This is a genomic window from Acidobacteriota bacterium, assembly GCA_026707545.1.
In the GTDB taxonomy this organism is placed as follows: domain Bacteria; phylum Acidobacteriota; class Thermoanaerobaculia; order Multivoradales; family Multivoraceae; genus Multivorans.
Genome location: JAPOWR010000001.1, coordinates 281834 through 305243, shown reverse-complemented (window position 1 = coordinate 305243; position 23410 = coordinate 281834). Strand labels below are relative to the sequence as shown.

The 23410-nt window shown below is 67.7% G+C and carries 22 protein-coding genes; 8 read left to right on the top strand and 14 right to left on the bottom strand.

The features are described 5' to 3' along the window. Positions 1–51: 51 nt before the first annotated feature. The 5 genes from OXG83_01180 to OXG83_01160 form a co-directional block, all read right to left on the bottom strand. Entirely contained in the window at positions 52–660 is a 609-nt protein-coding gene (locus OXG83_01180) for a hypothetical protein (protein ID MCY3963621.1), read from the bottom strand. After that, positions 657–1820: an AAA family ATPase gene (locus OXG83_01175; protein ID MCY3963620.1), complete on the bottom strand. Its 1164-nt coding sequence runs from the start codon at positions 1818–1820 to the stop codon at positions 657–659. Before OXG83_01175 ends, OXG83_01180 begins: the two co-directional genes overlap by 4 nt. Before the next feature lie 64 nt (positions 1821–1884). After that, positions 1885–2301 carry a hypothetical protein gene (locus OXG83_01170; GenBank protein MCY3963619.1) on the bottom strand — a complete coding sequence of 139 codons (417 nt, stop codon included), beginning with the start codon at positions 2299–2301 and terminating at the stop codon, positions 1885–1887. A 563-nt stretch (positions 2302–2864) separates the two neighbouring features. Further along, complete coding sequence (locus tag OXG83_01165) at positions 2865–3317, bottom strand: hypothetical protein (protein MCY3963618.1); 453 nt, start codon at positions 3315–3317, stop codon at positions 2865–2867. 162 nt (positions 3318–3479) lie between these two features. Then, on the bottom strand, positions 3480–5219 hold the full coding sequence (locus OXG83_01160; protein ID MCY3963617.1) for a carboxypeptidase regulatory-like domain-containing protein: 1740 nt from the start codon (positions 5217–5219) through the stop codon (positions 3480–3482). A gap of 113 nt (positions 5220–5332) precedes the next feature. Between OXG83_01160 and OXG83_01155 the strand changes: the two genes are divergently transcribed. Then, positions 5333–6772, top strand: coding sequence for an MATE family efflux transporter (locus tag OXG83_01155; protein MCY3963616.1), 1440 nt, complete (start codon positions 5333–5335; stop codon positions 6770–6772). After that, the gene (locus tag OXG83_01150) at positions 6769–7401 is read left to right on the top strand and encodes a hypothetical protein (GenBank protein ID MCY3963615.1); all 633 of its coding nucleotides are present in this window, start codon (positions 6769–6771) and stop codon (positions 7399–7401) included. The genes OXG83_01155 and OXG83_01150 overlap by 4 nt, the downstream gene beginning before the upstream one ends. A 29-nt stretch (positions 7402–7430) precedes the next feature. Here OXG83_01150 and OXG83_01145 read toward each other — a convergent pair whose 3' ends face one another. Next, a complete protein-coding gene (locus OXG83_01145; protein ID MCY3963614.1) occupies positions 7431–7919 on the bottom strand; it encodes a GNAT family N-acetyltransferase in 489 nt (162 codons plus the stop codon). 104 nt (positions 7920–8023) lie between these two features. Between OXG83_01145 and OXG83_01140 the strand changes: the two genes are divergently transcribed. Beyond that, the gene (locus tag OXG83_01140) at positions 8024–11467 is read left to right on the top strand and encodes an ATP-grasp domain-containing protein (GenBank protein ID MCY3963613.1); all 3444 of its coding nucleotides are present in this window, start codon (positions 8024–8026) and stop codon (positions 11465–11467) included. Between the two features lie 7 nt (positions 11468–11474). Here the strand turns inward: OXG83_01140 and OXG83_01135 are convergent, their stop codons facing one another. Further along, on the bottom strand, positions 11475–11909 hold the full coding sequence (locus OXG83_01135) for a PIN domain-containing protein (protein MCY3963612.1): 435 nt from the start codon (positions 11907–11909) through the stop codon (positions 11475–11477). Beyond that, a complete protein-coding gene (locus OXG83_01130; protein MCY3963611.1) occupies positions 11906–12151 on the bottom strand; it encodes a DUF2191 domain-containing protein in 246 nt (81 codons plus the stop codon). Before OXG83_01130 ends, OXG83_01135 begins: the two co-directional genes overlap by 4 nt. Before the next feature lie 115 nt (positions 12152–12266). On the opposite strand from OXG83_01130, the gene OXG83_01125 reads away from it, so the two are divergent. Beyond that, positions 12267–13010, top strand: a complete 744-nt coding sequence (locus OXG83_01125; GenBank protein ID MCY3963610.1) for a haloacid dehalogenase — start codon at positions 12267–12269, stop codon at positions 13008–13010. Positions 13011–13026: 16 nt separating this feature from the next. Here OXG83_01125 and OXG83_01120 read toward each other — a convergent pair whose 3' ends face one another. Further along, positions 13027–14556, bottom strand: coding sequence for a Ppx/GppA phosphatase family protein (locus OXG83_01120; protein MCY3963609.1), 1530 nt, complete (start codon positions 14554–14556; stop codon positions 13027–13029). A gap of 25 nt (positions 14557–14581) precedes the next feature. On the opposite strand from OXG83_01120, the gene OXG83_01115 reads away from it, so the two are divergent. Next, the gene (locus OXG83_01115) at positions 14582–15616 is read left to right on the top strand and encodes an aminotransferase class I/II-fold pyridoxal phosphate-dependent enzyme (protein ID MCY3963608.1); all 1035 of its coding nucleotides are present in this window, start codon (positions 14582–14584) and stop codon (positions 15614–15616) included. Further along, complete coding sequence (locus tag OXG83_01110; protein MCY3963607.1) at positions 15609–16076, top strand: MaoC family dehydratase; 468 nt, start codon at positions 15609–15611, stop codon at positions 16074–16076. The genes OXG83_01115 and OXG83_01110 overlap by 8 nt, the downstream gene beginning before the upstream one ends. Before the next feature lie 101 nt (positions 16077–16177). On the opposite strand, the gene OXG83_01105 is transcribed toward OXG83_01110, so the two are convergent. The 3 genes from OXG83_01105 to OXG83_01095 are packed head-to-tail and all read right to left on the bottom strand — an operon-like array spanning position 16178 to position 19058. Continuing rightward, positions 16178–16981 carry an ABC transporter ATP-binding protein gene (locus OXG83_01105; protein MCY3963606.1) on the bottom strand — a complete coding sequence of 268 codons (804 nt, stop codon included), beginning with the start codon at positions 16979–16981 and terminating at the stop codon, positions 16178–16180. After that, on the bottom strand, positions 16978–18036 hold the full coding sequence (locus OXG83_01100) for an iron ABC transporter permease (protein MCY3963605.1): 1059 nt from the start codon (positions 18034–18036) through the stop codon (positions 16978–16980). Before OXG83_01100 ends, OXG83_01105 begins: the two co-directional genes overlap by 4 nt. Continuing rightward, complete coding sequence (locus tag OXG83_01095; protein ID MCY3963604.1) at positions 18033–19058, bottom strand: ABC transporter substrate-binding protein; 1026 nt, start codon at positions 19056–19058, stop codon at positions 18033–18035. Before OXG83_01095 ends, OXG83_01100 begins: the two co-directional genes overlap by 4 nt. 102 nt (positions 19059–19160) lie before the next feature. Here OXG83_01095 and OXG83_01090 point away from each other — a divergent pair, with 102 nt between their 5' ends. Together OXG83_01090 and coaA are read left to right on the top strand one after the other, a co-directional pair. Further along, complete coding sequence (locus OXG83_01090) at positions 19161–19646, top strand: peroxiredoxin (GenBank protein MCY3963603.1); 486 nt, start codon at positions 19161–19163, stop codon at positions 19644–19646. Positions 19647–19702: 56 nt separating this feature from the next. Then, positions 19703–20662 carry a type I pantothenate kinase gene (coaA, locus tag OXG83_01085; GenBank protein MCY3963602.1) on the top strand — a complete coding sequence of 320 codons (960 nt, stop codon included), beginning with the start codon at positions 19703–19705 and terminating at the stop codon, positions 20660–20662. Here the strand turns inward: coaA and OXG83_01080 are convergent. Both OXG83_01080 and OXG83_01075 read right to left on the bottom strand, forming a co-directional pair. After that, complete coding sequence (locus OXG83_01080) at positions 20659–22206, bottom strand: sulfatase (protein MCY3963601.1); 1548 nt, start codon at positions 22204–22206, stop codon at positions 20659–20661. The two genes, coaA and OXG83_01080, sit on opposite strands and share 4 nt — an antisense overlap. A 56-nt stretch (positions 22207–22262) precedes the next feature. Continuing rightward, positions 22263–23177, bottom strand: coding sequence for a lysophospholipid acyltransferase family protein (locus tag OXG83_01075; GenBank protein ID MCY3963600.1), 915 nt, complete (start codon positions 23175–23177; stop codon positions 22263–22265). Positions 23178–23410 lie beyond the last annotated feature (233 nt).

The following is a 23410-nucleotide window of genomic DNA, read 5'->3' as shown; positions in this document are numbered from 1 at the left end:
GCTCGTCCGAGCCCCCCACCACTCGCCACCGTCTCCGGGGCCCGGATCTTGTCAACTCCAAGTACCATCGTCTACACGCCGTCGCAGGGCGACTAGCGCCTTCTGGAGACTCTCCGACGCCTCAGCCGCTCGTTCAGGATCCCACATGAAGCGGGCGAACTCCACGATGCGGGTCACGTACTCCGGACCGACCGACCTACCGCTACCCTGTCTCGGCGGCATCCCCCTGCGGACATCGGCGCGTCGGGACCTCCTGCAGATATCGATCAACCGGCGCTTCGGATCCACCAGCGAGTCTGGGTGCCTCGGTACCTGTCTCAGCCCTACGCCGAACTGTCGCGAGAAGCCCTCCCGGTCTGCCAAGAGCCAACTCTCTACCGCGCGGACCGGAACTCGAAGGGCTATGCGCCGAGCCATCGGCTGCCCACCAAGGAGGTTTCGAACCAACTCGGCTGGGCAGGAAGCGTCATGGTCGAGATCCCGCAGTATCAGCCAGTTCACATGCTCACCGGAACGGTTGAACTCGGGAATCCGAGCATCGAGGTTCGGCGCACCCGGCCCAGTCACGACGGCATGGGGCTCCAGGTCCAAGAGACCGATCAGGCGTTCCGCAACGGGAACGTCGGTGTCTCCCTCGACGGCGAGGTTGACGAAGTTCACTGCAGGAACAACTGGCCGGACAGTTCGTCGACGCGCTTGGGTCTCGTGCGAGGACCCAGGATCTCGGCCAAACTAAGGCCGCTGTCAAGCAGCCGGGCGGCACCCTCAACCGAAGTTCCCGGTACAGCCTCGGTTCCTTCAGTTCCGGGTTCCAGAACGACGACCTCGTCCAGCCCCAAGCCCTGGTCCTTCATGATCTCCTCAGAATGTGTCGTGAGAAGGACCTGCGGACCACCGGTGCCGCGGAATCGACTCAGGATGGATGGCAACTGCCGTACTACCGAAGAATGCAAGGAGAGTTCCGGTTCCTCCAGTAGCACGGGCCCCGCGTCTCGCTTTCCCTCAAGCAGAGACCACAGCAGGCCGACAAGCCGCAGCGTGCCGTCCGAAAAGTCGTGCTCGTTCTGTCGCGCGCCCTTAGGTCTCCAATGCCCGTAGCGAGCCTCCAAGTGGGGCCGACCTGCATCGTCCTGGACCAGTTCGAGTTGACTGAGTTGCGGCACCGCAGCTCTGAGCCCGTTGCCGATTCGGCGCAGACGCCGATCACGCGTGCGAGTTGGAGTTCTGGCGATTCGAAGGAGGAAGTCGCTGCCGTACGGGTCGTCTGAGCGATCCGCTTGGCGTCCCGGTTCTCTGAGCAAGTGCGGAACCAAGTGGAGATACCGAATCGTGCGGAGGAAGTCGGCAATCGGTCGGAACTCCTGGTTCGCATTCACCTGTTCAAGGTAGGTCTGGGTCAGGCGCTCGTTGTCGGTCTCGTCTTGGTCGTCAGGACGATCGAGGACCACCGTCCCATCCCGTTTCACGACTTCGCCCGAAAGAATCGGCCGGTGCAGCCCCCGCGATTCCCGCGTGAACGTCAACTCGTAGGACCATCGATCCTCCCTCTCGCCGTCCCCCAGTCGAACACCTATCGTCACATGGCCGTGGTTGAAGTTTCTCGCGGCGAGACAGCGGACGCGTGGTATCCCGCCCCGACTCTGGACCGCCTCCTGGAAACCACCGCCGGCTGAGGCGACCTGCCTAAGAAAACGCAAGGCGTCAAGCAAGTTGGACTTGCCCGACGCGTTGGGACCCAACACGACCAGACGATCCTGAACCGGGAAGTCCGCCTCCTTGAAGTTGCGCCAGTTGCGCAGGGTCAGGTGCGTCAACCGCATGAGGGCAAGCTATCAACTCGACGCGAAGAGGTGCCGGGCGGCTTGGAGGTGGACGGCGAGTCGTCTACTCGCCGTCGTCTTCGGAAACCACCGACACTGAGCGCGGGGCTTCCAGCGACGCCAACGTCGATCGCTCCAGGGAACCCGAGAGCACCAAGCCAATCATGAGGAACAGCAGTGCACCCGAGTCGTCCGGGCCGCCTCCGAGTATCACCGCCATGAGGAACAGGATGGCGGCAAGTCGGGCGTAGTGAGGTGCCAAGCGAAGAACCCGACGGCCACCTCCGTCGCGCCTTTCCTCAGGCTTGGCCCCTGAAGCGACGAATGTGACGACTGCCCAGACCGTCGCGACCGTCACGAAGCCCGCGGCGGCCGTGGCCCAACCCGAGTAGGACACGCCACCCGTTAACAACCTCGACCAGAACCAGCCCACGCAGAGCAGGACGCCCGCGCAGTTGAACCACTTCAGGCCAGACTGCACCGCCAACAGGCCTCGAGGGGCCGAAGGACGCCGTGAGGCTACGGTGTAGGCAACGGCATCCAGGAGCACGCAGCCAGCCAGGACGACCACCAACCAGGCCATGGGTACTCCTCAGCGGCGCCCGAACGAGAGTCTCGGCAGAACTTGTAGAAGTCCGACGCAGCCAAACAGGAACACCATGAGCGGTGCCAACGTTTCCACCGCGTGCGGCGAATCCCCGGCGCGGTCGTTGAGGGAACCAACAACTACGTACGTGTAGAAGGCCACCAGGCCGACGGCGACACCGAGGACGGCGTAGCCGAACCAGGAGGGACACGAACGAAGCGACGTCAGCAGAGCACCCGACCCATAAGCGTTCGACCGTCGGTTGCCACGGGCCAGGAGAAAGGCACCAACGTAGAGGACAGCCAGGCCCGCGAGCGCGACGGCCAACGGACCGTCGCGTTGCGCCCGAACAGCAACGACCGCAAACATGACCCCCATCAGAGCCTGCACTCCAAAGAGGAACCAACGCATGCCCAAGCTGGAGTACGTGCTCTCGGTCCTGCGAGAACTCAGCTTGTTCAAGCCCGACGCCGTCCCACGAGCGGCCTGACATTGCAGAACACGGCAAGAGCCGTCAGACCGAATCCCAGCATGAAGGTCGGATCGTGTAGCTCCTCTATGCCAGTCCCCCAAGGAGTAGTGGAAGCGAGGGCCGTAAGAATCAGGACCAGACCAGTCAACTGCACCGACTGCATCAGCCTGTCCGGGAGCCGCTCGACCCAGACCAGCAGCCCGACACCCTCGCTGTGCGCACACAAGACCGCTGCAACCAGCAGGCCCGCGAGGAAGCTCAGGGCCGCGAAGGTCGCAACCGAGAGTTCCAACCCGTCGCTCAGTCTTCGAAGCGCCCGGACCAGCTCAAATCCCGCGAGGGCGTAGTAGAACCAGAAGAGCCAGAACATGATCCACCTGATGCTCGATGATTCCTCACCACGGGCTGGCGCTGTTTCTGGCTGCTGAGAGACGTTCATCGCTTCGGTTTCCGCTTCGCAGGCGGCATCTGACGACCGCGGCAGGCTATCAGCCAGAGAACGAGCAGCACCCGGAAAGAAAGAGGCCGGCCCCGACGGGACCGGCCTCCGAACTGCAATGTCCGCCGACCGTACCCGGCGGACCCGCTGACCAGGTGGCGCCTACTCGCCGCCTCCGGCCGAGATCATCAGCACCGAACCCTGACGATGCTCGGCGTGACGGGACGGAGCGTTCGAGTTCGTGGTCCAGGCGTTGCCGGCCTCGTCGAACTCGATCTCGCGGGTGTAGGTGACCATCATCGGCATCCGGTACTCGACGAACTCCTCCGTCTTCGGGTCGAAGCGCAGCATCGAGTCGGTGCCCGTGCCGGTGATCCAGATCTCGCCGGTCACCGGGTTGATGTTCAGCGCGTAGGGCATCGAGTTCGGGCCGTGCGGCAGGTCATAGACCTTCCACTCTTCCGTCTCCTCGTTGAACGACGCGACGTCGCCCGAAGCCCAGCCCGGTACCCAGACGATGCCGTCGGGGGCCACGTGCAGGCGGCGCGGACCGTGCACCGGCGGCTTCCACTCGACGACCTGCTCGGGATCGTCAGCGTCGAGTTGCGGACGGATGCGGCCGACCCGCTGGCCGTTCAGCTTGCTGTAGAAGACGTGGCCGTTCGGCGCTACGTCGATGCCGTAGGGGGTCACGCCGCGCGATTCGCCGCGGGCGCCGCCGCCGCGGACCTGATCGGCCGTCGGCAGCTTGTACTCGGTGACGTCCCAGCGCTCGCCGTCCCAGGTGTCGGGGTCGAGCGAGAGCACGCCGACGCCGCTCGGGCTGCCGGCGTCGGTCCACCACAGGATGCCGTCCGGCGCGAAGCGCAGGGTGTGCGGATAACCGCCACGCGGACGCGGAGCGGCGCGGCCGGGGCCGACCCGCCATTCCTTCGTCTCCACATCGAACTCGGCCATCTGGCCCGAGTAGGCCAGGGTGACCCACATGTCGCCGTCCTCGGCCTTCTCGATCGAGTGAATTCCGGTCGTGGTGCTTGCCGCCGACAGGTAGTCCTTACCGCCCGGCACCGTGTAGAAAGCGCGCTCGCCGGTCACCGGATCGAGGGTCTCGATCACGTCCTGAGCCATGTCGACGGTGTAGACGAGGCCGTCGTCGCCCAGTTCGAGGTCGTGGATCACGGCCCCGGCCTGGTCGCCCATCAGCCATTCGCGAACCTCACCCTTGAGGGACTCGCCCGACGGCGGTTCCGGGGGCACGAAGTCCGGCCACTCGTCCTCGGCCTCACGGCCGTAGATGCTGACGATCTTGTCAACCAGGACGTCCTGGGTGTGCTTGTACAGACCCTGGAAGCCGTCCATCCGCGTGAGCATGACCTCCCAGTCCACCGGCTCCTCGGGCGAACGGAAACCGACCGTCCCGACCTGGTGGCAGTAGGCGCACATCATGCGGAAGTTCAGCGCGTCCTTCTCGTCTTCCCACTCCATCATGTTCATCAGGTTGTGAGCCGGACGCTGCGACTGCAGGGCCCAACCCTCGGCCTGACGCAGGCGAACCTGGATCGGGGTCGGCTCGGTCGTCTCCTTGAGGTCCTTCCACTCGTCGAGCCAGCCCATCAGCCGGACACGGAGCTTGTACCTGCCGGAGGGAACGGCGGGCAGCTTGTAGGTGCCGTCCGGCTGGCTGTAGACAGAGATGCTGCGCGACTCGTCCGTCGAGAACAGCGACACGGTGGCGCCGCGAATCGGCTCGCCGTCGTTGCCGACGACGGTGCCGGTGTAGACCGTCAGCGGCGCATCGAGGTTGTTCGCGTTCGGAGCCGCCGCCAGGGCGACGGACGCCACCAGCGCGAGGATTGCGAGGCTCGCCAGAGCGGCCAGCGTGGACGAAGCGGGTCGAGACATGGGACCTCCTGTGCCTGCTAGAGATGGCCTGGGGTGCAGTTGGCCCGGACTATACAGGAACGAGATCGCGCGCGAGCAGTCTCCTCCGGCCCCCCGCGGGGTAACCTCCGCCGATGCAGGAGCGACCCGGGGCCGACCGCCTGGACCGCTTCGTCGCGAATCCGCGGCGGGCGCTGTGGGTGCTGGCGTTGCCGATCCTGATCGGCATGTCGATCCAGACGCTCTACATGATCGTCGACATGTTCTTCGTCGGCCGGGTGAGTCCGGAGGCGCTGACCGCCCTCGCCTTCAACATGCCGCTCGTGTTCCTGGCGATGGGCGTGACATTCGGCCTCGGCACCGGCATCACGGCGGTCATCGCCCAGGCGATCGGCGCCCGCGACCGGGTCCGCGCCGACCGCGCCGCGGAGCACGCGGTCCTGATCGGCGCCGCCGTCGCCGCGGCCACCACGGGCTCGGCGCTGATCTTCGGGATCCGGCTGCTCCACGCGCTTGGCGTGCCCGCGGAACTCGTGCCGCTGGCCTGGGACTATTTCCGCATTCTCGCCTGCGGCTATCCCTTCATGGTGCTGGCCGTCTTCTTCCGCTCGATCCTCTCCGGAGAGGGCAACGTGAAGACCCCCGTCATGATCCAGGGCGCGGCCACGCTGCTCAACATCGCCCTCGACCCGCTCTTCATCTTCACCTTCGGACTGGGGGTCGCGGGTGCCGCCCTGGCCACGATCGTGAGCCAGGCGATCGCGGCGCTGGCCTTCGTCTACCTGCTGTTTGTCGCCAGGCTCTCGTATGTCCGGTTCAACCTCCGGAACTTCCGCTACGACCCAGCGATCACGCGCAGCATCTGCGTCATCGGCCTGCCGGCGTCCCTGTCCTTCCTGGTCATGTCGATGGGCGGCGGCATACTCAACCGCATCCTGGTCGAACACACGCCCGACGCGGTCGCCGCTCTCCAGATCGGCAGCCGCCTCGACCACGTCGTCATCCTGCCCCAGGTCGCGGTCGCTTCGGGTCTGATCACCCTGGTGGGGATGTTCTACGGCGCCCGCCGCGGCGACCTGCTCCGCAGCATCGTCCGCTACGCCATGTTGCGGACGATCCTGCTCAGCATGGCGATCGCCGCCGCGTTCTACGTGCTGGCTCCCGGCCTCGTCGCTTTCTTCACCGACAGCCCGGGCATCCGAAGCCTCGGCGTCGACTACCTGCGTGTGGTCGTGTTCGCCTACCCGTTCATCGGCATTTCGATCCTGACCGGTCGCACACTGCAGGGCCTTGGCCGCGGCTCTCCCGAACTCTGGCTTTCCCTGCTGCGGGTGATCCTGATCACGGCACCGCTCGCCTGGGCGGTGACCTTCTGGCTACGCTGGCCCGTCCAGTGGGTGTGGTACTCGTCGCTCGTCGGAACCGTGGTCTCCGCGAGTGTGGCGCTCCTGTGGCTGACGGCTGGCGTTCGTACCGCGATCAACACGATCGGCGGCGCGGCGCCTCCAGGCGATCCGCCCGTCGCCACCGAGCTAACTGTCGAGGCGGGAGCGGAGGCCGCGGAGCCGGCATGAGGCGAAGGGCGGCGGTCCCGGGCGGCATCCTGTGCGCTGCCCTGGCAGCGGCACCCGCCGCCAGCCAGGATTGTCCGGGCCCCCCGTACCACGCCCTGTTCCCTCAGGACATCTACGTCCTGCGGGGCTTCGTGACCGAGGTGGCCGCCCTGCCGGCCGAAGACGACGGCGCCTATCAACTGGAGGTCCAGAACGAAGGCTCGGTGCACCTGCCCGTACCCAGGTCCCGCTACGTCGTCACGGTCGAGATCACCGAGGACAACTGCTCGGTCCGATCGATGACCGCGCCGGAAATGCGCGACCGCTTCGCCGTGGGCGACGAGGTGAAGATCGTCGCCCATGCGGTGCCCGGTTCGCGGCGGTCTCTCGTCGCGCCCTTCGGACGCGTGGCCCTGGTCATGGCCGAGGCCGGGGAGAGCAGGTACATCAAGAACACCTTCGACTACTACGAGGCGCTACTCGAACTCGACGAACGCTTCCACGACCACGACAAGTTCTCCCTGCTCTCCCAGATGGGTCGCTACCTGGACTCCCGGGACGACTTCGAGCAGCTGCTGGAGGAGCAAGTTCAGCAGCGCCGCCTGAGACGCCAGTTGCTCGACCTGTACGACGTGCTGAGAGAACAGTAGGCAAACCAGGTCCTGGGCCGGGCCCGGTCCTAGCCCGCATCGCGCTCCATCACCAGGAAGTGACACGGGCGAAGCGGCCTTCTAGTGGGCGGCGGGTTCACCGCTTCGAACGGTTCGGTGCGCACCAGCCGATATCCCATCCGCGTGTACCAGGCGGAGAGTTCGGGCCGCGTGCTGAGCACCCAGAGCTGAAAGACGCCGCATCCGGCCTCACGCAGCCAACTCTCGGCCGCTGCCATCAGATCGCGGCCCATCCCGACGCTCTGCCGCGCCGTTGCCACCGAGACCAGACCCAGATAGCCGGTCTCGCCACGGCGCTCGACGTAGACGCAGCCGTCCAGCGCCCCTCGCTCCGCATCGCAGACGAGGAAGGCGCCGCGCTCGAGGCGATCCCTGACCTCCCCAATCCCGATCCGGTCGCCGGTGAGCATGTCCGCCTCGATCTGAAAGGCGTCGTTGACCAGGACGACGAGGGCTTCCGCGTCGTCAGTCGTCGCGTTGCGGCAGGTAAAGGGCATGAACAGGGATACAAGCTCGGTCGAACGAGCCCGCCACAGGAAGCGGCGGATCTTAGCGCCGCCCCTGTATCCTCGCGTCCTTCCTCAACCGACGGGGTCAGTCCATGCCGCAACTCGAACGGGTCCTGATCAGCAACCGCGGCGAGATCGCCATTCGCATCGTCCAGGCCGCCTCGTCACTCGGCATGGAATCGGTGGGCGTCTATCCGGCCGCCGATTCGCTCTCGCTTCACACCCGTCTCACGACATCGGCCGTCGAGATCGGAAACGGCACTCCGGACGATGCCGTAGCCGCCTACCTCGACGCGGAGGCCCTCGTGACGGCGGCGCGTGGGAGCGGCTGCGACTGCGTCCACCCCGGCTACGGCTTCCTGGCGGAAAGCGCCGCTTTCGCGCAGCGGTGTGCAGAGGCCGGTCTCGTCTTCGTGGGACCGCCCCCGGCCGCGCTCTCGCTGTTCGGCGACAAGGTGCGCTCCCGCCAGCTTGCAGCCTCCCTCGACATTCCCGTGGTTCCGGGCAGCGACGGCCCGACCTCGTCCCCTGCCGACGCCGCCGACCTGGCGGCGCGTCTCGGCTACCCGGTGATGCTCAAGGCGGCCGCCGGTGGAGGCGGCCGCGGCATGCGTCGAGTCGCATCGGCCGAGGCGCTGACCGAGGCGTTCGCCCGCTGCCGCAGCGAGGCGAAGGTGGCGTTCGGCACCGGCGCCCTGTTCGTCGAGAAGCTGATCGAGCGTCCCCGCCACATCGAAGTCCAGGTTCTCGCGGACCATGAAGGCAACGTGGTCCACCTACACGAGCGGGACTGCTCCGTCCAGTTGCGCAACCAGAAGGTCATCGAGACCGCGCCGGCGCCTGGCTTGGACGGCGATCTCAAGGACCGCATCCTCGCCGATGCCGTGAAGCTGGTCGCCGCGGCCGGCTACAGCAGCGCCGGAACGGTGGAGTTCCTGGTCGTGCCCGAAACCGGCGAGCACTTCTTCATCGAGTGCAACGCGCGCATCCAGGTCGAACACACGGTCACCGAACAGGTGACCGGGATCGATCTCGTCGAGGCCCAGTTCCGGATCGCGTCCGGCGCCACGCTCGCCTCGCTCGGTCTCGGCGATCAGAACGCGGTCGGCGCACCGCGCGGATCCGCCGTCCAGGCCCGCGTGGTCGCTCGAGGGGGCGGAACGCTAAGCGCCTACAAGGAGCCCACCGGCCCCGGCGTACGGGTCGACGGCTGCGGCTACGTCGGCTACGCGCCACCGCCCCAGTTCGACCCCCTGCTCGCCAAGGTCATCGCGGCGAGTTCCTCGTCGTTCGGTTCCGGCCAGTCCTCCTACGTCGCCGCGATCGACCGTCTTCTCCGGGCCCTCGGGGAGTTTCATATCGGCGGTCTGGCCACGAACCTGGGCCAACTGCAGGCCATCCTCGCCCACGCCGCCGTGCGCGCCGGCGACGCGCGGACGACGCTTCTCGCCGAGCATCCGGATCTTCTCTCCCCCGCCGCCGACGCCGACGGAAACGGCGCCCTGACCCTGCTCCGGCAGCAGGCCACGCTGATCGGCGTGTCCCCGGCCGGCGGCGCCGGCACCTCGACCGACGCGAGATCGACGGCCGACGATTTGGAGATCCGCCCCGGCCAACAGGCCGTCGAGTGTCCCATGGCGGGCTCGATCCTGGAGATCCGGGTCGCTCAGGGTGACCGCGTCGCTGCCGGCGAGCCGCTCCTGATCGTCAGCGCGATGAAGATGGAGTCCCAGGTTGCCGCGGCGACAAGCGGGACGGTCGCGGCATTGCAGCCGCTTCAGGCCGGCGACACGGTGGCGGCGGGCCAGGTCGTCGCGGTCATCGCACCGGATGAGGGGGCGCTGAGCGAGACGCAGGCGGAACGGCGGGACGACTCCTGGGCCCCGCAGCTTGAGGACGTCGCCACGATGCAGGCGCTTGCGCACAAGCGTCTGGCGCCCAGCTCCGACGAGCGCGGCGTCGTGCGCCAACGCAGCCGGGGGAAACTGACCTGCCGCGAGCGCATCGACCTCCTGCTCGACGACGGGAGCTTCCACGAGATCGGCAGCATCGCCGGCTTCGCCTCCTACGACGACGAGGGCGCGATCGTCGACTTCACGCCGGCCAACCACGTCGGTGGCTGGGGCCGGATCGACGGCCGCACGGCCGTCGTCTGCGCCGACGACTTCACCTCTCGGGGCGGTCACGCGGACGGTGCGATCGGCGAGAAGAGCCGCCATCTCGATCGGCTGGCTCTCGAGATGCGGGTGCCCTCCCTTCGACTGCTCGACGGCTCGTCCGGAGGCGGCAGCGTCGCGGCGATGGTGCCTCAGCAGAAGAAGGAAGGCGAAAGCAAGGCGAAGGAAAGCCGCGGCGCGATCAAGGCGGGCCGTCCGCGGGTCGCGGGAGCCGGCGGCTCCTTCCTGCCCGGCCATCTCGGCAGCACGATGTACACGGAACAACTGAGCACCGTTCCCGTCGTCAACCTCCTGCTCGGCAGCGTCGTCGGTATCGGTGCCGCCAAGGCGGTGCTCGGCCACTTCTCCGTCATGGTCCGCGACATCGCCCAGCTGTTCGTCGCCGGACCGCCGGTCGTCCGCCCCGCAATGGGGTACGACATCACCAAGGAGGATCTCGGCGGTTGGCACATCCACTGCCGTAACGGCTCCGTGGACAACCTCGCCGAGACGGAAGAGGAAGCGATGGCTCTGACCCGGCGCTTCCTCTCCTACCTGCCCTCTTCCGTCTTCGAGACGCCGCCGGTTGCGGCGCCGGACGCGAACGACCCGGTTGACCGGCGCGACGAGGAACTCTTCAGCCTGATCCCCCGCAAGCGCACGGCCACCTTCGACGTCCGCCGCGCCATCCGGCTGATGGCGGACAGGGACTCCTTCTTCGAGATCGGCCCGCTATGGGGCACCGATCAGGTGACCGGCTTCGTGCGGATGAACGGCCACCCGATGGGAGTGATCGCCTCGGACAGTCAGCACACGAACGGCGGAGCTCTGACCGCCGACGGCTGCCGAAAGCTCAGCCGCCACCTCGACCTCTGCGACCTCTTCCACCTGCCGGTGCTCAACCTCGTCGACAACCCCGGCTTCGCCGTCGGCCTCGAACACGAGATCACCGGCACGATCCGCTGGGGCGGCCAGTGGATGGTCGCCTTCTCCCAGGTCACCGTGCCCATCTTCACCGTCATCATGCGGCGCAGCTTCGGCGTCGCCGGCAACAACTACGCCACGCCCCGCGCCGAACCCTCCATGCGCGTCGCCTGGCCCGCCGCGGACACCGGCGGCATCCCGCCCGAAGGCGGCATCGAAGCCGCCTACAAGCGCCAGCTCGCCGAAGCCGAAGACCCACGGGCCCTCCGCGACGAGCTGATGGCGAGGATCGAGGGCGCCCGCGGCCCGGTCGGCCCGCTGTCCCGCTTCCAGATCGAGGAGATGATCGATCCTCGGGACACTCGCCGGATGATCTGCGAGTGGCTCGAGACCGCCTGGAAGATCGTCTCGCAGTCGGGGCGGCTCAGGCCGCGGCCGATTCAGTTCCGGCCGTGAGTGTCACTCAACCCAGCAGCGGATTCCGGGCCGGCAACTCGGGAAACCTGCTGAAGTCGCGGTCGGCGGTCCAGAACTCGGTGACTCCGTGCGCGAGGCACAAGGAAGCCACGCGTGCGTCGTGGACCATCGGCCCTCTGACCTGTCCTTGACGGAGTAGGCCCTTCAGCAACTCCCAGTGGGCGAACGTCTCCGTCAGGAGTTCAGCCACCGGAGACTCGAGCCAGGCGTCCACCTGCTCGATCGCAGCCTCCAGCGTCGAAGGTGGACGGTAGATCCCTGGGCGCGTAACCGTGGCCAGAAACTCGTGAACGCACGGCCAGGGCAGCCCCCAAGCCACGCGCCCCTCGGCGAGAACCGACATACACGCCGCGGCTCGTTCGTGCCATTCGGAGTCGGCGCGGTGGGCGTACACGAGGATGTTCGTGTCGGTGGCGATCAACCCCCGCGGCCCTCATAGATGGCTTCGCGGATGCGAGCCCAATCGGCACCCTGAAACTCCGGCTCCAGACCGTCGCCGTCGACGCTTGCATCTCTCAGCGTAAAGCCCGCGGCTTCCCGGTCAACCTTGATCGCCATCCGCAACCCACGCTCGAACAGCTCCCGCAACGTGATGTTCTCACTCGCCGCATGGGCCTTCGCCTCTCTCGCCAGGTCGTCCGAGATCTCGATCGTGGTCTTCACTATGGGTCCCCATATCTCATAGTACGGTGCACCACCCTACTCGAAGCGCTCCGTCGCATCAAGAAGCGCCGGCGGCAGGTTGGAGAACCTCGATCCCATGTAGCCTCGACCGACCGTGCGACGACTCACCGACTACCGCGTCCTGACCTTCGACTGCTATGGCACCCTGATCGACTGGGAGACCGGCATCTGGGACGCGCTGCAGCCGCTGATCATGCGAAACCCGGCCGCCGAAGTCACCCGCGACGCGGCGCTGCTTGCGTTCGGCCAGTGCGAGAGCCTTCAAGAGCAGGAGACGCCTGATCTGCTCTATCCCGACCTGTTGGCCCGTGTGCATCGACGCATCGCCGACCGCCTGGGCCTGCGAACGGACCCGGAACTCGACGGGACCTTCGGCGCCTCCGTGCCGGACTGGCCGGCGTTCGCCGATACGGCCGACGCGCTACGCGTCCTCAAACGGCACTTCCGGCTCGTCATTCTCTCGAACGTCCACCGGGCCGGCATCGCCGGATCGAACCGCAAGCTCGGAGTCGAGTTCGACGCGATCTACACCGCCGAGGACATCGGCTCGTACAAGCCGGCCGACCGGAACTTCGAGTACCTGCTACAGCACCTCAAGTCCGACTTCGGGCTAGACCGGTCCGACATCCTGCACACCGCTCAGAGCCTGCACCACGACCATGTGCCGGCGAACCGGTTCGGGCTCGCCAATGCCTGGATCGACCGCCAACGGCTCTCGGAGGGCGGAAGCTGGGGCGCTACCGAGCGCGTGGAGACGGTGCCAACGACCGACTTCGTGTTCTTCTCGATGGGCGAGATGGCAGCAGCCGTAGAGGCGTGCGCGACCACCGGGGCCTAGGAGCTTGCGCCGCCCCTCAACCGTCCTCCTCCACCGTCAGCCGGTACTTCGCCGCGGCCAGAAACTTCGCCTCCTGGCGCAGGTCGGCGCGGGTCAGCGGCGACGTCTCGAGCCACGCCCTGGGCAGCACCAGCTTCAGGTCGCGGCCATCAACTTCGAGTTTGACCGCTAGTGGTTCGTCCCGCCGGCTCCGGTGAAGCACCGCCGCGAGCCGCAGCAGGACGGCGCCGCGCCGCGCCGGTTGCCGCCACCCCGAGGGCAGGCGATCGAAGATCTGGCGCGGGAACTTGCGGCGGTGGCTGCGCACGAGGGAAGCCAGCAGCAGATGCTCCTGGAGTGAAAACCCGTGCATCTCGGCGTTCTCGACGATGTAGGCGCCGTGCTTGTGGAAACCGGCGTGGTTGATGTCCAGACCGACCTCGTGCAACTGGGCGCCCCAGGAGAGCATGAGCCACGGAAGCTCTCCAGTGAGGTTCCACGGTTCCGCGCACTGCTCCAGGAGCTGCAGCGCGGTTTCCCGAACTCTCTCCGCCTGCTCCGGCTGCACGTGGTACCGCCGGGCCATCGATTCGACCGCCGCGTGCCGCGTGTCCTCGTGGTGTAACCGGCCGAGCAGGTCGTACAAGGCTCCTTCGCGCAGGGCGCCGCCCGCGACCCGCATTCGTTCGATGCGCAGCGCCTTGAACACCGCGAGCAGCACCGCGACGCCGCCAGCGAACACCGGCGCTCTTCCCTCGCTCAGCCCCTTGATGCCGCCGCGCGTCGTGCTGCCGCGTTCGATCAGCAGTTCGCGAAGCCGGAGCAGAGCCTCCAGCGTGATGCCCTCCTCGCACCAGCCCGCCTCCTGCACGACCTCCGCCACCGAACGAACCGTCCCCGACGAACCCACCGCGACCCGCCAGCCGGCGCCGCTCCGGAAACGGCGCTCGACCGGTTCCAGCTCCTGCAGGGCCGCAATCTCCGCCCGCCCCCAGCGCCTCTCCTTCACCCGGCCGTTCGGAAAGTGGCGCAGGCTGAAACTGACGCAGCCCATGTACAGGCTCTCCAGGTCGAGCGGCCGCGAGCCTTCGCCGATGATCAGCTCCGTCGAGCCGCCGCCGATGTCGACTGCCAGGCGTCTCTCGTCGCCGGCCAGACTCCTCGACACGCCGAGATAGATCAACCGTGCCTCCTCGAGGCCCGAGACGATCTCCACCGGGTGGCCCAGCGATCGTTGCGCGGCTTCCAGCAGATCGCGGGCGTTTCGCGCCTGTCGCAACGTGTTGGTGCCCACCGCGCGGACCGTTCCCGGAGGAAACGAGCGTACGCGTTCGCCGAAGCGGCCGAGACAGTCGAGCGCCCGCGACGTCGCCTCGGGGGTCAGACGTTTGCGCTCATCGAGTCCGGCGGCGAGCCGCACGAACTCCTTCCGACGGTCGACGAACACGAGCTGGCCGCCACGCACTTCGGCCACGACCAGGTGAAAGCTGTTGGAGCCGAGGTCGGCGGCGGCGACCACCTCCGGATCCTGCGGCGGGAGAGGGAGCGAGTGCTGCGAGTCGGCCATTCGCGCGCAAGTATGATCCCTCGCCATGCTGGTGGAACTCCGCTCCGACACGATGACCCGGCCATCTCCGGCCATGCGCAGGGCGATGGCCAAGGCCGAAGTCGGCGATGACGTCTTCCACGAGGATCCGACCGCCAACCGCCTCCAGGAGCGTGTCGCCGACTTGCTCGGCCGGGAGGCGGCCCTCTTCGTCCCTTCCGGCACGCAGGGCAATCTCTCGTGTCTGCTCGGACACGAACTGCCCCGCGGCAGCGAAGTGCTGCTCGAATCGAACGCTCACATCATCAACAACGAGAACAACGGGATCACGGGCATCGCCGGTCTCCTGCCGCGTGCAGTGACGGCGGAGGCAGACGGCATCCTGGCGCCGGAACAGGTCGAGGCGGCCATCCAGCCCGACGACCCGACGCTGGCTCCGACCCGGCTGCTCTGCCTGGAGAACAGTTGCAACAAGGCAGGCGGCACGGTCTACGAACCGGAGCGCACGCGGGCCCTCTGCGACCTGGCGCACCGCCGCGGTCTGCGCGTACACCTCGACGGCGCGCGCCTCTTCAACGCCGCGACCGCGCTCGGCTGCACCCCGGCCGAGGCCGCGGGGCCCGTCGACTCTCTCTCCTTCTGCTTCTCGAAGGGCCTGGGCGCGCCGGCCGGATCGATCGTCGTCGGTTCCCGCGACTTCGTCCGCAACGTCCGGCGCTACCGCCAGATGTGCGGCGGCCAGATGCGGCAGGTGGGCGTGCTCGCCGCCGCCGCCGAGGTCGCCCTCGACGAGAGCCCGCCGCTGCTGGTCCAGGATCACGAGAACGCCCGCCTGCTCGCGGACACTCTCAACGACCTTCCCGGCGTCGCACTGATCGCCGAACAGAGGACCAACATCCTCATCTTCTCGGTCGAGGGCACGGGCCGCAGCGCCCAGGAGTGCGTCGAGGCGCTCCGGAAGGAGAACGTGCTGTGCCTGGACGTGAGCCCGACGCACATCCGCCTGGTGACGCATCGGGACGTGAGCCCCGAGCAGACAGCCGAGGCAGCCGAAGCGCTGATCCGAGTGTTCGGTGCGTAACGAACGAAGTCGCGTCGACGTCCGCACCTTCGACGAGCTTCAGGTCGGCGAGCGCTTCCCGCTGCCCAGCCGGACGGTCACCGACGCCCACTTCGCCGCGTTCCAGGCGATCTCGGGCGACAACCACCCGATCCACTACGACGTCGAGTACTGCCGATCCCAGGGCCACCGGGGGATGCTGGCGCACGGACTCCAGGTGCTCTGCTACAGCGCCGCCGGAGCCGGTCTCTTCGCCGATGTCGTCGGGCGGGCGATGGTCGCCTTCATCGACCAGTCGAGTCGCTTCCTTCAGCCGGTCCATCCGGGCGACACGCTGTACCCGACCCTCGAGATCGCGGAACTGAAGCGCCAGCGGACGACCGGAGTGGTGGTGCTGGAGAGCGTCATCGAGAACCAGCGCGGCGAGCGGGTGCTCGAGGGCCGGCAAAGGTACCTGGTCCGCCTGGAGGGCGATTCCTAACGCCCCGAAACCCGTCGCCAGCTCCGTGTTTCGGCCCATCCCGTCCTCGCCCAGGAGCTTCCGCCGCAGACTTGCTGCGCTGCGTCCTGCGGCGCAAGCTCCTAAGCCAGCGGTTCGAAGTCGAAGACCGTCGACGCGGCACCCGAAAGCGGTACCGCCTCGACCTGAAACACACGCCGAACGAGGTCAGGTTCCAGCACCTGCGCAGGCGGCCCCTCCGCGATCAGGGCGCCACCGTCGAGCACGGCCACACGATCCGCAAACCGGGCCGCGGCGTTCAGGTCGTGAAGGACCAGGACGACCGAGCGCCCCTCGTCGACCAGGCCGCGCGCCAGCCCCAGCAGATCCAGACCGTGCGCGAGATCGAGATTCGAGGTCGGTTCGTCGAGCAGCAGCACTTCCGCTTCGGTTGCCAGGCAACGCGCCATCAGAACGCGCTGCAGTTCGCCCCCCGAGAGCGTCGTGACCCTGCGTTCGGACAGCCCCAACACGTCCGTGTCGTCCAGGCAACGGTCGATCCAGTCCCGGTCCGCCGAACGGGTTCCGAAGAGCCGGTTCTCGTGCGGGTAGCGGCCGAGGGTCACGAACTCGCGCACCGTGAACTCGAACGACGGACGCACTGATTGCGGCACATAGGCGACGCGCCGCGCCGCCTGCCGCCTCGGCAGTCCGGCAAGATCGAATCCACCCAGGAGAGCCCGGCCCTCCGTCAAGCGCCAGGTGCCGCTCAAGAGCTTCAACAAGGTGGACTTGCCGGCCCCATTCGGCCCCACTACCGAGGTCAGCATGGCGGGCTCGATGACGAGATCGACATTTCGCAGCAACCAGCGGCCCCGCCGCTCCACGCCGCCGCTTACAAGTTCCAGCCGCGGCGCCCGCTGTACCGAGCCCGGTGCCGCCGTCACCGGGACACCGCCACTTCACTCTCGTGCCGGACGAGCAGATAGAGGAAGAAGGGCGCGCCCACGAAGGCGGTGACCACACCCAGGTGAACTTCCTTGGGTGCCGCGAGCGTGCGCGCCAGAAGATCGGCGCCCACGACGAACCAGGCGCCGGTCAGGAAGGCGGCCGGGAGCAGGCGACGGTGGACGGGTCCCAGTAGCAGGCGCACGAGGTGCGGCACGACGAGACCGACGAAGCCGACCACCCCGCTGACCGCGACGGCACTGCCCGTGAGCAGCGCCGCGCTCCACAGCACCGCGCGCTTCGCGCGCTCGACGTCCACCCCCAGCGATGCCGCCACCTCCTCGCCTTCGAGGAGTAGATCCAGGTCGCGCGCGAACCAGGCCGCCACGACGCAGCCGAAGACCAGCCCCGGCAGAAGCATCGCGACGTGTTCCCAGCTTCGATCCGCGACTCCGCCCATCATCCAGAAGGCGATCTGACGCGCCGCCTCGTACTGCTCCCAGGAGCGGGCGATCAACCACGAGTTGACCGCGCCCAGCAGGGCGTTGAGCGCCACCCCGGCGAGCAGCAGAGTCGTGACGGGCGTATAGCCGTCGCGAGTGGCGATCCGGGTGACGACCAGCAGCGACAGCAGCGCACCCCCGACGGCGAACAGCGGCGCCGCGAGAAGGAACGCTCCGGCAAGACCGAACGTCAGGGCGAAGACGGCGCCCACGGCGGCGCCGGTGCTCGTGCCCACGATCCCCGGGGAAGCGAGTGGATTGCGAAACAGTCCCTGCATCTGTGCGCCCGCGAGGGCCAGACACCCGCCGACCATCGCCGCCACCATCACGCGCGGCGCCCTGAGAGACCAGACGATCGTCTCCACCTGCGGATCGACGGGGCCGTACTCACCCGGCAAGAGACGCCTGGCCAGCACCGCCAGGACGTCCGCCGGATCGAGAGCGACCGAACCGCGGTACAGACCGACTGCCGCGAACGTCACGAGCAGCACGGCGCCGGCGGCCATGTACCACCAGAAGCCGACCCGGCGCACCCCGGGAACGATCCTCATTCCCTGCCAACCGCGGGCCGGGGACCGCCGGCCGCTTCCATCCGATCCGCGGCCCGCGCGAGCGCGTCAGCCAGCCTCTCAACCAGTCCCGCGACGTGGTGCGAGACGGCGGCCATGTCCCGACCGTCGAGCGCTACCACGTTGCCCAGTCCGGCCGCCCGCGTACCGTTCGGGACCCCGACCGCCGCACCGCCTCCCACGTACGAGTCGGTGAAGATCACGTCCGGGTTCCAGAGCACGACCTGCTCGGCGCTGATCCGCGGCCAGCCGACGAGGCCTTTCTCGGTCGCGACGTTCACCGCGCCGAGGTAGCGAATGGCGTCGTCGAACACGGTCCGGCCACCGAGCACGACGCCGCCGTTGTAGTGGACGACGCGCAGGCCCGCCACTCGGGCTGCCGAACTCTCACGTGCTGCCTCCAGCCTGGCCCGCATGGATGCCACCAACCGTTCCGCCTCCCTCTCGCGGCCAATCGCGAAGCCCACGATACGGATGTTGCCCTCGATCGCCTCCAGGCTCTCGTGATCGAGCAGAACGAGGACGGGCACACCCGCCGCCTCCAACTGGGCAAGCGTCTCCGGGGTGTTGAAGCCGGCCGCGAACACCAGGTCGGGCGAAACGGCCAGGATCTCCTCAGTGCTGAAGCCGCCCACGCGTCCCAGACGGCGCGCCGCTTCCGCACTGGGACTGAACGCGGGATCGCCGGCAAACGGCGAGAGCAGCGCGATCCGCTCCGGCTCGGCGATCTCCAGCAGGATCTCGTCCGTGGCCAGGGTCCGGGACGCGATCCGTTCGGGCGGTGCCGCCAACCGCACCGCCCGGCCGCCGCCGCGGATCTCCCGCCAGGCACCGCCACTGCCTGGTTCGAGGAGCTCGAACTCTGCCTCCGCCACCCCACCCAGGTACGCGGAGTACTCAGCGCCCAAGTCGAAAACGCCCCCGTCGCCCGCCGGAGCTCCGTCCGAAGTCCGCGCACAGCCGCAGACAAGCAACGCCACGCCGGCCACGCGGACCAACGGCATCCAGGCCCGAAACGTCCCCGTCTGCATACGGCACCGCACGAGCTGCGATCATAGTTATACTGCCGCCCCCATCGGACCCAGCAACGCCAGGGAGCAGCACGCATGAGCATCAAGATCGGGGACATGATTCCGGAAGCCAGCTTCAAGCAGATGACGTCGGACGGAATCGTCGACATCTCCACACGGGAGCTGTTCGAGGGCAAGAAGGTCGTGCTCTTCGCCGTTCCCGGCGCCCTGACCCCCACCTGCTCCGAGGTCCACATGCCCGGCTTCGTCGAGCACCTGGAGTCGCTCAAAGCGAAGGACGTCGACACGGTGGCTTGTCTAGCGGTCAACGATGTCTTCGTGATCAACGAATGGCGCAAGGTGCGGAGCATTCCCGACGGCATCCTCCTGCTCTCCGACGGCAACTGCGAGTTCACGTCCAAGGTCGGACTCGAACTGGACGCCTCCCGCTTCGGCATGGGCACCAGATCACGACGCTACGCCGCGGTCGTAGACGACGGTGTGGTGAAGTACCTGGGCGTGGAGCCCGCCGGAGAGGTCGGCGTGAGCGGTGCCGAGGCCGTCCTGGAGAAGCTCGGCTGACCCAGCCGTCAACGGTGGGCGCCACCCGCACTCCGCCGGCGTAACCCGGGGGTCTCTTGACCAACCACAAGGTCGACTCTCTCACCGACTCGATCTACGTCACCTTCGACGAGGAGGCGTGGGGACGGCTGCGCGCCGACACGCCGAATCCGCTCTCGGAGAGCGAACTGGAGCGGCTGCGCGGGATCAACGAGAACGTTTCCCTGGACGAGGTCGCGCAGATCTACCTGCCGATGTCGCGGCTGCTGAATCTCTACGTCGGCGGCACCCAGGACCTCTACCGCGCCAGCACGACCTTCCTCGGCGGCCTGGCGCCCAAGGTGCCCTACATCATCGGAATCGGCGGCAGCGTCGCGGTGGGCAAGAGCACCACCGGCCGCATTCTGCGCGAGTTGCTCGCACGCTGGCCCAACCATCCCCAGGTCGACCTGGTGACGACCGACGGCTTCCTACATCCCAACGCGCTTCTCGAAGCGCGGGGCCTGATGGAGCGCAAGGGCTTTCCGGAGAGCTTCGACCTGCGCACGCTCGTCAACTTCGTGCTCCAGGTCAAGTCCGGCGAGCGGAGGGTGCCTCACCCGGTCTATTCCCACCACTCGTACGACATCCTGCCCGGAGTCACCGAGATCGTCGATCAGCCCGACATACTGATCCTCGAAGGCCTGAACGTGCTACAGGCCCGCTCCCAGTCGCCCTCTCGCAACAGCCGGCTGATGCTCTCCGATCTGTTCGACTTCTCGATCTATGTCGATGCCGAGACGGAGGTCGTCGAGCGCTGGTACATCGAGCGCTTCCTCACCTTTCGGGATACCGCCTTCCGCGACCCCGACGCCTACTTCCACCGCTACGCCAGCCTGAGCGAACAGGATGCAATCGAGACCGCCCGCGGCATCTGGAAGGCGATCAACGAACCGAACCTGGTCCAGAACATCCTGCCGACGCGTGAACGCGCGGACCTGATCCTGGAGAAAGCGCCCGACCACGCCGTGCACGGGGTCCGCCTGCGCAAGCTCTAGCGGGTCGCCTGCCAGTTCGGCTCTGGGAGCGCTCCGGTCTCGTCGAGGAGCTCGTCGAGCCGCGCGGACAACCGGTCGAAGAGCGCCTTGAGTTCCAACACCTCGCGCGCCCAGTCGTCGCGGGGATTCTGGGCGGCGGCCGCGGCCGCCACCCGGAGCCGTGCCTCCACGTTGCCGGCACCGTGGCGCGTGATGAAGTCACCCAGAAGGTTGCGTCGTTCACCCGGATCGACCTGCACGTCGTACAGCTCGTAGCGGTCCCACACGCCGTGAAAGCGCATGAACTTGTAGCGGTCGGTGCGTACGCCCAGCACCGTCGGCGTCTGGGGAAAGGCCCTCTCCCAGAAGTACTCGTAGAGAAAGGCGTCCCGCCAAGGCTGGCGCTCCGCGCCCGGGCCGGCCGCTAGCAGGCCATAGAAGGACCGACCCTGGACTGTTCCAGGAACATTCAGTCCGGCGGCCTCGAGGAAAGTGGGCGCGAAGTCGAGGTTGACGATCATCTCCGGGCGCTTGAGACCCCCGGCTCCGCCGTCGAGCCACGGCGCCATCACGATCAGCGGCACCCGGATCGACGCCTCGTACATCGTCCGCTTGTCGATCAGGCCATGTTCGCCGAACTGGAAACCGTTGTCCGACGTGAACACGAGCAGCGTCTCTTCCAGCAGGTTCTGCTCTTCGAGCGCTCCGACGATCCGGCCCACGCTGTCGTCGACGCCGCGCATCGTCTCCGCGTAGTCGAGAGCGAACTGCTGGAAGTCGACCGAGTTGTCGTACAAGCCGTCGACGCCGTGCCAGCTCCGGCGCTGCGCCTCGACCCAGTTCGGCTTGCCCTCGTAGTTGTCGTGCCGGTTCGGCATCGTCGCTGGCGGCGGATAGCGCTGGCCGGCGTAGCTGCCGAGGTGGCGTTCCGCCGGCCGGAACGACGCATGGACGGCCTTGTGCGACACGTAGAGCAGGAAGGGCTCTTCGGATCCCGCACGAGCCCCGAGGAAGTCCAGCGCGTAGTCGGTGATCAGGTCCGTCGTGTACCCCTGCCGCGGCACCCGCTCGCCGTCGATGTTGAAAGTCTGGTTGTAGTAGAGACCCTGGCCCGGGAACGAGACCCAGCGGTCGAATCCGGGGCGAGGTTCGTCCGACGTGCCGCCCATGTGCCACTTGCCGACGAAGGCGGTCCGGTAGCCGGCGCGCTGAAGCTCCTGCGGAAAGGTCGGCGTCGCCGGGTCCAGCCGGGTGCGATTGTCGAGCACGCCGTGGCGGTGCGCGTACTGCCCGGTGAGGATCGAAGCGCGGCTCGGCGAGCACAACGACGTGGTCACGAAGGCGTTCTCGAACAGCACCCCGCGCTCGATCAGGCGGTCGAGGTGAGGCGTCTCGAGGAAGGCGTGGCCGAGCGCGGACGCCGCGTCGTAGCGCTGGTCGTCGATCAGGATGAAGACGATGTTCGGCCGCTCGGCCGCGAGCGCGGGCCCCGTCGCCGGCACGACCGCTCCGCACACCGCGAGCAGAACCGCTCCGAGGCCCGGATGTGCTCGAGAAGATCGCACAGGTCCCCGTCTTCGTCGATTCGTCGTCATCGTGTTCCCCCTCATTTCGGTTCCTCTCACCGGTTTGGCCCCAGGCCGACCTCGGCCAGTTCCTCCGGATCGTAGTTCCAGCGCCGGTAGTTCCACATCCACTGCTCCGGCTGGGCCCGCACCCTTCGTTCGATCGCCGAGGCGATCCGCTGCGACAGTTCCACCGGATCCCGCGAGCCGCTGGGCCGGCGCAACATCTCGCTCTCCAGGCGGTAGCTGAAGGGTCCTTCGCGGATGCAGAAGGCGGCGATCAGCGGGCAGTCTCGCTTGGCCGCCAGCGCCGCGGGACCGCCCACGAACTCGGTGCGGCGGCCCATGAAGTCGACCTCCGGCCCGCGCCGCTGGTCCGGCCTCTGGTCGACGACCATGATCAGGGTCTCCCGCCGGTTGAGACAGCTCAGCATGTCTCGCAACAGGGAGGTCCGGCCGCTCCAGATCACCCGGACCCCGGCCCGACCGCGCATCCGCTCCACGAACGCGGACGCCGCCCTGGCGCGGGACGGCTTGGCCACCGCGCAGACCGGCGACGAGGAGGCGCGGACGGTGCTCTGGGCCAGCAACTCCCAGGCGCCCAGGTGGCCGGTGACCAGCACCTGGCCGCGGCCGTGGCCCTCGACCTCGGTCATCAGTTGCCGCAACTCGTCAAAACCATCCATCGCCGTGACGTCGAGCCGTTTCCGGTCGAAGCTGATCCTCACCGTCTCGAGCGCCGCGACGATCTGGTGCCGCACGCAGCGCCATTCCAGATCGCGCGCCTCCGGCGACCCCGGAGACAGCCCCAGCACGACCGCCAGGTTCGTCCGCATCAACCGGACGTCCCGCGGCGTCACGCCCCGCAGGTGCGCCAGCAGGCCTGAAACCGGCCCGAAGGCGGCCGCCGGCAGCAGGCGGACCAGCCACGATACGGCGTAGAGGAAGGCGCCCATGGCGCGGTCGGACATGGCCGTGAGTCTAGGGCCTTGCGCCGTAGGACGGAACGAAGTGAGTCCCTAGGCGCAAGGTGCTAGTGAGGTGGGGGCTGGGGCCAAACATGGAGTCTGCAATGGGACTCGGCGGCGCTGCGCCGCAAAAGGGGCCTTCGACTATGGAGTCGTTCGCCCCAGGGGCGCAGTGGACCCTTGGATGGAGTCTGCGACAGGTTTGGCGGCGCTAGAGGTTGAGTGACGGTGTACTA